Here is a 12,125-nt window from a genome sequence, read left to right as displayed (position 1 = left end):
TCACTCGCCGGAGGCGAGCGACTGGCCACACCCTGCCTAAATCAAAAAACCGGCCATCAGCCGGTTGACATTTCCTTCAATATTTTGTACCTTATATAAAATTGACTTTATGCCTATCAGTAAAAACAGGCGCAAACACAAGCACCACCAATACCACCCTAAAGCACAACCGAAAGGTGGTCAAACAGCTCATGCAGCCGCCAAACCAACAGCCCGCCGCAGCGCCGTTACTATCATGGTAGTACTCCTGGCCATTTTCGGGGCAGGGATCGCCTTCCTGTCTGCAGGGGCAAATGCCACCTGGATTGCCGGAGGTGCATTGCTCGGCGCCATAACAGGATTTTTCACAGGACAAGGCATGGATAAGATGGCGGCCAAAAGTAAGTAGCGGCCCTTGCCTAGTTTTCCGTTGGGCTCAGGTAATAACCCTCTTCGCACAATACAAATGAATTGGGAACAACACTTAGCAGCGAATCCCTCACCATGGCTTCTGCTGCCTGCTGGTAATTGCTGCCTACTTCAGGCGTGCGCATCGCAAATTTCCAGCTCTGGATCTTCAATAACGCGATCTTACTGGAATGGACAATATGGTTTTCCAGTATCTGAAATCTCTCAGCCAGGTAGTCCTGGTCGTTTTGGGTAAACGGGGTCATAGGGTCAGTGGGTTTTCAATGGAATTGGTCGTATTTTACAACGAACCGGTTGAAATAAAATTGTTTAAGCCACTCATCTCCATAAAAAATAGTAGCTTTAATTCCCTGAAACCCACCTCCATCCCACTCCGTCAACGGCTTCCTTTATTTCTTAACTATTAAAACCGGAATGCTATGTCTATCGTTAAAGTTATTGAAGTAATCGCCTCCTCAGAGAAAAGCATCGACGATGCCGTGAAGAATGGCCTCAAAGAAGTTTCCAAAACAGTCCGTAACATCGATTCCATTTACGTGAAAGACATCAAGGCCCATGTGAAGGGCGATAAGATCACGTCCTTTGGCGTGATCTGTAAAGTGGCTTTCCGGATTGATGAATGATGAAAGATCATTCTTGCCCAATGATCTTTTATCAGAAGAACTTCCGCCATCTATCCCGGCATGACGGAAGTTCTTCTGTACTACCTGTCCCACCTGGTTTATACCATCGATCCCCATAAAACTGTACTAATCCCTTTTTAATTGCTAAATTGATTTAGCACGCGCTTTACAGCATTTTAAAACCTTTTACATTATATTTACCTCCTCATGTTATTTTAAGGACATTATACCCCAAACAAATTGCAATTATGGGAGATCTGCAGATCAGGAAAAATGCAAAACTGTACGATGTAGTTATTGTGGGCTCGGGCGCTGGTGGAGGCATGGCAACTTATATGTTGGCAAAAGCCGGATTGAAAGTTTGTTTAATCGAAGCCGGTCCGATGTATGACCCCAAAACCAATGTTACCCAATTCAAAAATCCATGGGATTCACCGAGACGCGGCGCCGCTACCAAATTCCGCCCCTTTGGGGATTTCGATGCCTGCTACTGCGGTTGGGAAATAGAAGGCGAACCCTATACCAAAGCCAGTGGTACGCAGTGGGACTGGTTCCGCGCCAGGATGCTCGGTGGCCGCACCAACCACTGGGGACGCATCTCACTCCGCTTCGGTCCAAAAGATTTCAAACGCAAAAGCATCGATGGTCTTGGTGAAGACTGGCCCATCGGTTATGATGATATCAAACCGTTCTATGATCGGGTAGATAAACTCATCGGCGTGTTCGGCACCAATGAAGGACTGGAAAATGATCCCGACGGATTCTTCCTCCCTCCTCCCAAACCCAGGCTCCACGAGATCTTTGTGAAGAATGCCGCAGTGAAGGCAGGCGTACCCGTGATCCCTTCGCGGCTCAGCATCCTTACCAAACCCATCGAAAGCACCATCGAGCGTGGTGTGTGCATCTACTGTGGCCAGTGCTCACGCGCCTGCAGCACCATGTATGCAGACTTCTCTTCCAGCTCAGTGCTGGTGAAACCCGCACTGATGACCGGTAATGTAGATGTGGTGGCGAATGCAATGGCCCGTGAAGTACTTACCAATAAAGAAGGCCTGGCTACCGGAGTTTCTTATGTAAGTAAAGATGATCTCCAGGAATACCAGGTGAGCGGCCGCGTGGTGATCCTTGCCGCCAGCGCCTGTGAATCCGCACGCTTACTGCTCAATTCAAAATCCACCCGGCACGGGAACGGACTCGCCAACTCCAGCAATGTAGTGGGTAAATACCTGCACGATTCCACCGGTGTTGCCATGGGCGGCGTACTTCCGCAACTCTTCGGAAGAAAACGATACAACGAAGACGGTGTGGGCGGCATGCACGTATACTCTCCCTGGTGGCTCGATAATAAAAAACTCGATTTCCCGCGCGGTTATCATATCGAATACTGGGGAGGCATGGGACAGCCCGCATATGGATTCGGATGGGGCGTGGAAAGTCTCAACGGTAAATACCTGGTGAACGGTCAACAGAAAGAAGCCGGCGGCTATGGTAAATCACTGAAAGAAGATTTCCGTTTCTTCTATGGCGCCAGTGTTGGAATGGCTGGCAGAGGTGAAGCCATCTCCTACGAACACAACAAATGTGAGATCGATCCCAATGTAGTGGACAAATACGGCATCCCTGTTCTCCGCTTCGATGTAAAATGGAGTGAGCACGAGATCAACCAGGCCAAACATATGCAGGAAACCTTCCAGGAGATCATGCATGAAATGGGCGCTGTGATCACCTGGGGTATCGCTGGAAAGGAAAGTAATTATGGATTGGAAACACCCGGCCGTATCATCCACGAAGCAGGCACCGTACGCATGGGCAACGATCCCAAAACATCCGCGCTCAACAAGTGGAGCCAGGCCCATGACTGCAAAAATGTATTCTGTGTGGATGGCGGACAATTCACCAGCCAGGCCGATAAGAACATCACCTGGACCATCCTGGCCCTCTCCATGCGCGCCAGTGAATACATCATGGACCAAATGAAAAAGCAGCAATTGTAATCATAACGTCAATCATCACCCCAAAAATCAGATCTGTATGGATAGAAGGAAATCACTCAAAGCGCTGGCCATCGGTACGATCGCTTCAGGTGTGCTGCTGGAAGCCTGTAAAGATGATAAACAAGCAAAGACCACCACTCCTTCCGCCACTACCGGCGACGGTTCCAACATCGACAGGATGAAGGAAGAAGTGGAACATTATAAAGAAGTTGTTTCGAAAACATTTTTCACCCAACATGAAATGGCTACCATCACTATTCTTGCAGACATCATCATCCCCCGGGATGAAGTGAGCGGCAGTGCTTCCGATGCCAAAGTGCCGGAATGGATCGAGTTCATCGTGAAGGATATGCCCCAGCACCAGACCCCCATGCGCGGCGGACTTCGCTGGCTGGACCTGCAATGCCTTAATCGTTTCGAGAAAACATTTGTGGACTGCGATGAAAAGCAGCGGCTGCAGGTGGTGGACGATATCGCCTGGCCTGCCAAAGCCAAACCGCAGTTTGCCCAGGGCGTGGCTTTCTTCAACCTGATGCGCAACCTCACCGCAAGTGGCTTCTATACTACCGAAATCGGTGTAAAAGATGTTGGGTATTCCGGTAATGCGCCCAACCAGTGGAATGGCGTACCCGAGGACGTACTCAAACAATACGGTGTGGCATACACGGAGAAGGAAATGAACGAATGCGTTAAATATTAAATGCTTAAACCCGCTCCATGGAGCGGGTTTTTCTTTATTACGCANTCCATGGAGCGGGTTTTTCTTTATTACGCAGTGGCAGTCGCTCGCCTCCGGCGAGTGACTTGTATTGGTTCGCCTCCGGCGAACACAGCGTCGCCGGAGGCGACTAAACAGCAGTCACTCACCGGAGGCGAGCGACAGTCACAGTCCTGTACTTCCACTTTTCGTTTAAATTCCATAACTTTCTGCCCGTCTGGGTTTAAACAACGATTCTTACATGGCAAAACGATCTATAGTCAGGTGGTTCAGGAACCTATCCATTAAAACCAAATTGTATTTCACCGTTGGCATCATGGCTGCATTGATTGCAGTGGAGCTGCTGGCGCTTGCCTTTTCGATCCATACCCTTTCCTCTGTTAGGGCCTACGTGAATGGAGAAGCTCTCTGGTCCAAAGGCCAGAAAGATGCTTTATACCAACTGGTCTGTTACGCCCGTACATACAATGAGGATAATTTCAAAAAATTCAGATTGAGCCTGGCTGTTCCAATTGCGGATCATAAAGCCCTGGTAGAATTCAGCAAGCCTGCCGATGAACGTAATGAAGCCATCATCAGGCAAAGTTTCATCGAAGGCGGTAATCATCCGGATGATGGAACTGGCATGCTCAACCTGTTCTCCCGGTTTTACTGGGTGGAATATATAAATAAGGCAATTGTTGCATGGATTGAAGCAGACGGGATGTTGCCACAGTTTATTGCTATCGGTGAAAAGTTACAGACCGAAATTCAAAGTCCTGCGCGCTCACAGGAGCGTATAAACGCAATTATGGATGAACTGGAAACCATGAACAACCGGTTTACCATACTTGAGAATGACTTCAGCCTCCAATTGGGCGAAGGCTCCCGTTGGTTGGAAAAGCTTATCCTGCGTATCCTGCTCAGTATTGCTATTACTGTTGAGTTCACTGGCCTTATCCTGGCTATTGTGGTTAGCAGGGGCATTTCCAAAGGTATCGATACCATTCTCAAATCAGCAAATGCAGTTGGCAAAGGAGACTTCAGTGTAAAAGCCAAAGTGTATTCCAAAGATGAGATCGGCGTTCTGGCCAACGACTTCAATGCCATGGCCCTGGAACTGGAGAAATTGCAGAACGAGATCAAGGAAGCCAATGCAGACCTGGAGAAGAAAGTGGAAAACAGAACAATGGAACTGGAGCGGAAAAACAAAGAGCTGGAACAATTCGCCTACGTTGCCTCACATGATCTTCAGGAGCCACTCAAAACAGTTTCCGGTTTTGTTGGACTGCTCAACAAACAATACAAAGGCCGCCTGGATGAGAACGCAGATAAATATCTCGAATATATCCTGAATGCGTCCGACCGCATGAGAACACTGATCAAGGACCTGCTGGTGTATTCGCGTATCGGCAGGGCCATTGCATTTGTACTGGCCGACTGTAATATCCTGCTGCATGAAGTGCTGGCGGATATGGACAATAATATAAAAGAGAACAAAGCAAAGATCCATACAGATACATTACCTGTACTATATACTTTCCCAACTGAATTGAAACTGCTTTTTCAAAACCTGATCAGCAATGCCATCAAATTCAGGAAACGCGGCGAACAACCGGAGATCAGCATCACTGTTACCAGGATCCCCGGCTTCTGGAAATTCGCCGTCAGTGATAATGGCATTGGCATCGATCAGCAGCACCGCGACAGGATATTCGTGATCTTTCAGCGTCTTCACAATAAAAAAGACTATGAAGGTTCAGGTATTGGGCTGGCGCATTGCAAAAAAATCGTAGAATTGCACGGCGGAGAGATCTGGGTAGAATCAATGCCCGGCATCGGAAGTACTTTCTACTTCACTATCTCGGAGGTCCCGCCAGGCATTCAGGACGAAAAATAAAGCAGCATGATCAAGCGTATCCAGTTATCGAAACTATTCACAGACTTCTTTCATAGCGAAAAAACAGGCGGAATTGTTTTGATAATCTGTACGGTACTCTCCATACTTATCGCAAACTTACCATTAGGAGAAAGTTATCTTCATTTCTGGCACCATAGCATCGGGTTTTCCGTAGGCGGTTTTGAGATGTACCACCCTGTTGAATACTGGGTGAATGATGGTTTGATGGCCATCTTCTTCCTCATGATCGGGCTGGAAATAGAGAGGGAACTCTATGCCGGTGAATTGTCTAATGTGCATAATGCATTGTTGCCGGTAGTGGCTGCGCTGGGCGGTATGCTTACGCCTGCACTTTTCCATTTTATTTTGAACCATGGAACGCCTGAACAGGCTGGCATCGGTATTCCCATGGCAACGGATATAGCATTTGCATTGGGCATCCTTTCATTGCTCGGCAACAGGGTGCCGGCTTCATTGAAGATATTTCTCGCGGCCCTTGCCATCATAGATGACCTGGGGGCCATCATCGTGATTGCCGTATTCTATACGGAAGGATTTTCACTTGCCTACTTTGGCGCTGCCATGGGCGTTTTCACGTTGCTCCTCATTTTCAACAGGCTTCGTATCCACTATCTTATAGTATACCTGGTGCCTGGTGTTTTCATGTGGTATTTCATGCTGAAGAGCGGCGTGCATGCAACCATCTCAGGCATCCTCCTGGCATTTGCCATTCCATTCGGCAATGGTACCGAACAATCCATTTCCTACAAGCTGCAGCATTTCCTGCACAAGCCCGTTGCTTTTTTCATTCTTCCTGTTTTCGCTTTAGCAAATACCGGAATTGTGTTCGAGCCGGGATGGCAGAAGAGCTTCGGTACAAAGAATACATTGGGTATCATGAGCGGGCTGATACTGGGGAAACCCGTTGGTATAATCCTTTTCTGTTATACTGCAGTGAAACTGAAAATATGCCGCCTGCCCTCGGAATTAAGCTGGAAGCATATTTCAGGCGCAGGCATTCTTGCGGGCATTGGATTCACCATGAGTATTTTCATCACCTTGCTGGCATTCAACGATGCCACCACAATCATCAATGCAAAGATCGCTGTACTCAGTGCATCCGTGATTGCAGGTATTGCCGGCTTCCTTTTCCTGAAAGCTATTACCCCGGGCAGGCGAGGTCGCCCGCGTTTCCGCGGGTGAGTGCCGCGCCTATAACGACAGAGGTTTTACACTTCTTCTTTCGCCAGTTTCATATAATCTTCCTGCAGTTTCTTCTGGATCTCGAAAGGAACTGTCTGGTATTCCCTGAACTTCATCGCAAACCTGGCGCGGCCCTGGGTAATGGACCTGAGAGATGAAGAATAATCATGCATCTCAGACAACGGCACATGCGCGATCACTTTGGTAAAATGTCCTTCACTTTCCATTCCCTCCACGATGCCGCGGCGTGTCTGCAGATCGCCGATCACAGAACCGGTTAGATCTTCCGGGCAGAGCACTTCCACGTGATAGACGGGCTCCAGGATCTGCGGATCAGCTTCCTGGAATGCCTGTTTGAATGCCATCAGCCCGGCGATCTTGAAAGAGATATCATTGGAATCCACCGGGTGCATTTTTCCATCATAAACGCTCACGCGTACATCGCGTACATAGGATCCGGTCAACGGGCCTTCGTGCATCTTTTCCATTACCCCTTTGAGAATGGAAGGCAGGAAACGCGCATCGATGGCGCCTCCCACAATGCAATTGTAGAATACGAGCTTGCCGCCCCAATCCAGCGGGAATTCTTCACGTGCACGCACGTTCAGTCCTTTCGGATCATTCATACCCTCATGCCAGGGCTCGATCCGCATGAATACTTCGCCAAACTGCCCCGCACCACCGGACTGTTTTTTATGACGATAATTACTTTCCGCCATTTTCCGGATGGTCTCACGGTAAGGGATACGCGGTTTCACAAACCGTACTTCCACATTGTGTACGTGCTCCAGCTTCCATCGGATCACGCTCAGGTGCAATTCACCCAAACAATGAATGATGGTTTGTTTGAGTTCCTGCGAGAATTCGATCTTCACGGTAGGGTCCTCTTCCAGCAACTGGTGCAGGGCCACTGATAATTTTTCTTCTTCCCCTTTCTTCAGGGATTCGATGGCCATGCTCATATTGGAACCAGGAAAAACGATCGGCTCCAGTTCTATATTCTTTCCTTTTTCATGCAGGGTATTGTTCACATGCGTATTGCGGAGTTTGAGCGTGGCGCCAATATCCCCGGCAGCCAGTTCATTCACGGCAGTCCGTTTATTGCCTTCCACCACAAAGAGCTGGTTCAGTTTTTCTGAAACGCCGGTGGTCTCATTCACCAGTTCTGTACCGCTTTTGATGGTGCCGGAATAGACTTTGAAGAAACTGAGCTCGCCCACATGCGGCTCGGAAACGGTCTTGTATATAAAAATGCAGGCGGGTCCTTTTGCATCGCAGGTGAGCTTGTCTCCGTTGCGTGTGGTTTGCGGAGGCATTTCATTGGCAGATGGACAAACATTATCAATAAAGCCCATCAACCTGCCACTGCCCATATTGCGTTCTGCAGATAAACAGAACAAGGGGAAAAGATCAAGGTTGATCATGGCTTTCTTCATGCCTTCCTTCATTTCATCTTCGTCCAGCTCGCCTTTGTCGAAATATTTTTCCATCAGGGATTCATCATTGCTGGCGATTGCTTCCACCAGTTCACGGTGGAGTGTATCGGCCTTCTCTTTTTCTTCGGGAGGAATAGGCAGTTTTTCGGGCTTGCCGCCGGCGTCTTTGAATTTATACATGGTCATGCGCAGCACATCGATGATGGCATGGAAGCCCACCCCCTGCTGTTGCGGATATTGTACCACAACTACTTTGTTGCCGAAATGTGTTTTGGCTTCTTCCACCGTGGCATCGAAATCAGCATTGTCGTCATCCAGTTTATTCACGGCAAAGATCATGGGCGTTCTGAATGCTTCGGTGTAATTCCAGATGATATCAGTACCCACTTCCACGCCATTGGCGGCGTTGAGCAGCATGATACCGGTATCGGCTACCCGAAGTGCTGAAACTACTTCTCCGGCAAAATCGTCATAGCCCGGGGTATCGATGATATTGATCTTATAGCCTCTCCATTTGGTGTGGAGAAGTTTGGAGAAAACAGTACTGGCCCTCTCCTGTTCCAGTTCATGATAATCTCCGGCAGTATTGCGTTCCGCAATGGAACCGCGGCGGTTGGTGATGCCTGCTTCATATAGCATGCATTCCGCTAAAGTTGTCTTGCCGGAGCCGGCATGCCCCAGCAAGACAATATTTTTTACGTGTGAGGTATCAAATTCTGGCATAGCAATAGATTTATAAAGTAAAATGGAATGATTAGTAAAGCCTGCCCGCAAGGGAATACGGGCGAGTTGGCAACTACCAGTACAGGCGTTGCCATGGCTGGGTCAGGCCATTCAACATAATAAGCTATCGGTTCCGGTCTATGAACACCGCGAAATCGTCCTTCAGGTCCCTGAGGGTGTGTTCCAGTTGCTGGAAGTTGTCGTAAAGCCTTTCGTGATCGTTGATTGTGTTGTCATTCACCTGGCCGTGATGGAGTTTCATTTCGGCGTCGATCTGTTGTTGATGAGAGCGGATGGCGTGTTTGAGATCGTGGATGTTCAGTTGCTGGATGTAGAACTGGTTGTGAAAATGATCGATCTCGATGAGTACTTCCTCAGTACTTTGTTTTCCGGCCATATCCTGCAGGCGGGTGTCTAATTCAGAGACGGATGCTTTGTCTGAACGCAATGTCTCCCGCCAGGCATTGCATTCTCTTGAAAGCTGTGCAACATCAGTAGTAACCATGGGGAAAAATTTAAGTGAAGAAATAAAGAACTGATAGCCTTCTATGGATAGGATCGGGCTTTGCAGCGCATTAAGGGAGTGAAGAGCATGTTGGAAGGTGTGCTGCTACTTTGTTTTCAGCCTGTAAGAATAATGGGTAAGTAAGTTGATCTAAATTACTAAAGATTCACAGCATTTGCGAAAGGATCAGGGATTAAATTATGCACGTGATATGCAGAGTTCTGAAGAAAAAGCAGAGCGTGGGCAATAGGGAAATGCGGAGGGCGGCCAGGGGCTGACTAAAAAGGTCAGAGAGCTGGCAGTCGCTCGCCTCCGGCGAGTGACTTCTATTTGTTCGCCTCCGGCGAACACCGCGTCGCCGGAGGCGACTAAACAAAAGTCACTCGCCGGAGGCGAGCGACTGGGCACTCCCCGCTTTGATTCTTTGCACCTTAACTATTGTAAGCATATATTTGCAGGTCAAAGTGATAAGTCAGCATACCATACAACAGATCCTCAGCCGAATCGATATTGTAGAGATCGTGGGCAGTTATGTGAAACTCAAGAAACGGGGTATCAATTACCTGGGCCTTTGTCCGTTCCACAACGAAAAAACGCCGAGTTTCACCGTCTCCGCAAATAAAGAGATCTACAAATGTTTCGGATGTGGGAAAAGTGGTAATGCCATTGGCTTCCTGATGGACCTGGAGAAATACTCCTATGTGGAAGCCCTTCGCTGGCTCGCCAACAAGTACGGCGTTGAAGTTGAAGAAACGGCTGTAAGCCCTGAAGTTGCTGCGCAGCGACAGGTAGCGGACAGTCTTTATATCATCAACCAGTTCGGACAGAGGTATTTCGAAGAAAAGCTTTTCAATTCGGATGAAGGTCAGGATATCGCTCTCTCCTATCTGAAAGAGCGTGGCTTTCGCGAAGAGGTCCTGCGCAAGTTCCAGGTTGGTTACAGCTTACAGGACAGTCAGAGCTTCGTTTCTACCGCCCTCAATGCACAATACAATCTCGAATTGCTGGTGAAGAGCGGACTGGTGGCCCAGCGCGAAGGACGCAGTTACGATAATTACAGAGGCCGTATCATTTTTCCCGTTCATAACCAGAGCGGTAAGATCATTGGCTTTGGTGCACGTGTGATCGGCAAAGCCGAACGCGCACCAAAATACATCAACACGCCGGAGAACGAGCTCTACCATAAAAGCAAGATCCTCTATGGCTCTTACCAGGCCCGCCAGGCGATCGATAAACTGGATGAATGCCTGCTGGTGGAAGGCTATACCGATGTGATCTCCCTGCACCAGGCAGGTATCGAGAACGTTGTGGCATCCGGCGGTACTTCACTCACGCCTGATCAGCTCCGCCTCATCCATAAATACACCAATAACCTCACCATCATTTATGATGGCGATGGCGCCGGTGTGAAAGCAGCCCTCCGAGGTCTGGAGCTCGCACTCACAGAAGGATTGAATGTTCATCTGGTGCTGATCCCCGACAATGAAGATCCGGACAGCTATGTTAACAAGGTAGGCGCTGCCGCTTTCCAGGAATTCGTAAAGGCTAATAAAAAAGAATTCATCATCTTCCAGCTGGAAGTGATGCTCAAAGATGCCGGCAACGATACCAATAAGAAAGCCGCAGTGGTGAACCAGATGGCCGAGACCATCTCAAAACTCAATAAAGCAGAGGATTTCACCAAACAACAGGATTATATCCGCCGCTGTTCCGAACTGCTGCGCGTGGAAGAAGATGGTTTCAATAACCTGGTGAATAAATACATCCGCGAAAAAGTCACCAAAGAAAACCAGCAACAGCAGAAACAACAAGCCCAGCAACAACAGGGCAATCGCAACGCCGGGAATAAAGGAGCTGCCGGCCAACCCAATAATTTCAACGCAGCCCCTGTTGGAGAAGACGGCTTCTTTCCTGAAGATACTTTCTATGCGGAGGACGGCGACTGGGACCAGGGATCATTTCCCGATGCGGGCTCACCCGCCTCCACCGGTCAGTTTCCGGGAGATGATACACTTGCTTTACTCACCAAAGACGAGCAAAGTGAAAAAGCCGTGATCCAGGTATTGCTGGAACATGGAAGCAAACCCTGGGAAGAGGCCAGCACTGTTGCAAGTTTTATGATCGCGGAAGTAATGGAGAACCAGTTGCTGGACAATCCGGAATACATGCGCATCCTGGAAATGTACAAGACCTGGTATGAAGCCGGACTGGAACCGGGCATCAAGAATTTCCTTTATCATGAAGACCAGCAGCTGGCAGCACTGATCGTAAAGATCATGGACTTCCCATATGAAGTCAGTGGCAAATGGGCCGAAGTGCTGGAACAGGGCTCATTCAAGGAAGAAGAAGCCAAACATATCCCATTCGTGAATTCCTGTATCCATTATCTCAAACTGCGCAAGATCAGAAGGATCATGGAAGAGAACCAGCGCGATATGGCAAAGGAACATACTCCGGAAGAACAACTCGTATTATTGCAAACCCATGTGCATCTCAAGCAAATGGAAATTGAGCTGGTAAAGAAACTGGGCACAGTGATCCTGAAATAGGTTTGCAGGGCATCAGCCGGCTTCCGGCAAAAATGAAGGGCGACTAAAAAGCTCTCACTTCTTAATCGCCCTAAATAAGATGTTGCA

The 12,125-nt window shown here is 48.6% G+C and carries 10 protein-coding genes; 7 read left to right on the top strand and 3 right to left on the bottom strand.

Annotation, left to right across the window (positions count from 1 at the left end; translation table 11 throughout):
- Positions 1-109 precede the first annotated feature (109 nt).
- The gene (locus D9Y29_RS11560) at positions 110-388 is read left to right on the top strand and encodes a hypothetical protein (RefSeq protein WP_127128187.1); all 279 of its coding nucleotides are present in this window, start codon (positions 110-112) and stop codon (positions 386-388) included.
- A gap of 10 nt (positions 389-398) precedes the next feature.
- On the opposite strand, the gene D9Y29_RS11555 is transcribed toward D9Y29_RS11560, so the two are convergent.
- On the bottom strand, positions 399-653 hold the full coding sequence (locus D9Y29_RS11555; RefSeq protein ID WP_127128185.1) for a hypothetical protein: 255 nt from the start codon (positions 651-653) through the stop codon (positions 399-401).
- A 174-nt stretch (positions 654-827) separates the two neighbouring features.
- Here D9Y29_RS11555 and D9Y29_RS11550 point away from each other — a divergent pair, with 174 nt between their 5' ends.
- The 5 genes from D9Y29_RS11550 (at position 828) to nhaA (ending at position 6,825) form a co-directional block, all read left to right on the top strand.
- Entirely contained in the window at positions 828-1,031 is a 204-nt protein-coding gene (locus D9Y29_RS11550) for a dodecin family protein (RefSeq protein WP_127128183.1), read from the top strand.
- A gap of 248 nt (positions 1,032-1,279) precedes the next feature.
- The gene (locus D9Y29_RS11545) at positions 1,280-3,025 is read left to right on the top strand and encodes a GMC family oxidoreductase (RefSeq protein WP_127128181.1); all 1,746 of its coding nucleotides are present in this window, start codon (positions 1,280-1,282) and stop codon (positions 3,023-3,025) included.
- A 37-nt stretch (positions 3,026-3,062) separates the two neighbouring features.
- Complete coding sequence (locus D9Y29_RS11540) at positions 3,063-3,725, top strand: gluconate 2-dehydrogenase subunit 3 family protein (protein WP_127128179.1); 663 nt, start codon at positions 3,063-3,065, stop codon at positions 3,723-3,725.
- Positions 3,726-3,984: 259 nt separating this feature from the next.
- Positions 3,985-5,622: a sensor histidine kinase gene (locus D9Y29_RS11535; RefSeq protein WP_127128177.1), complete on the top strand. Its 1,638-nt coding sequence runs from the start codon at positions 3,985-3,987 to the stop codon at positions 5,620-5,622.
- Positions 5,623-5,628: 6 nt separating this feature from the next.
- Positions 5,629-6,825, top strand: a complete 1,197-nt coding sequence (gene nhaA, locus D9Y29_RS11530) for a Na+/H+ antiporter NhaA (protein ID WP_127128175.1) — start codon at positions 5,629-5,631, stop codon at positions 6,823-6,825.
- Positions 6,826-6,851: 26 nt separating this feature from the next.
- Here the strand turns inward: nhaA and D9Y29_RS11525 are convergent, their stop codons facing one another.
- On the bottom strand, positions 6,852-8,984 hold the full coding sequence (locus D9Y29_RS11525) for an elongation factor G (protein ID WP_127128173.1): 2,133 nt from the start codon (positions 8,982-8,984) through the stop codon (positions 6,852-6,854).
- A gap of 124 nt (positions 8,985-9,108) precedes the next feature.
- Entirely contained in the window at positions 9,109-9,489 is a 381-nt protein-coding gene (locus D9Y29_RS11520; RefSeq protein WP_127128171.1) for a hypothetical protein, read from the bottom strand.
- A 452-nt stretch (positions 9,490-9,941) separates the two neighbouring features.
- Here D9Y29_RS11520 and dnaG point away from each other — a divergent pair, with 452 nt between their 5' ends.
- Positions 9,942-12,038 carry a DNA primase gene (gene dnaG, locus D9Y29_RS11515; protein WP_241237901.1) on the top strand — a complete coding sequence of 699 codons (2,097 nt, stop codon included), beginning with the start codon at positions 9,942-9,944 and terminating at the stop codon, positions 12,036-12,038.
- Positions 12,039-12,125: the final 87 nt, after the last annotated feature.

This window comes from Pseudoflavitalea rhizosphaerae (genome assembly GCF_003991355.1).
Taxonomy (GTDB): Bacteria; Bacteroidota; Bacteroidia; order Chitinophagales; family Chitinophagaceae; genus Pseudobacter; species Pseudobacter rhizosphaerae.
The sequence above is the reverse complement of the archived record's forward strand: the minus strand, read 5'-3'. Positions and strand labels throughout refer to the sequence as shown.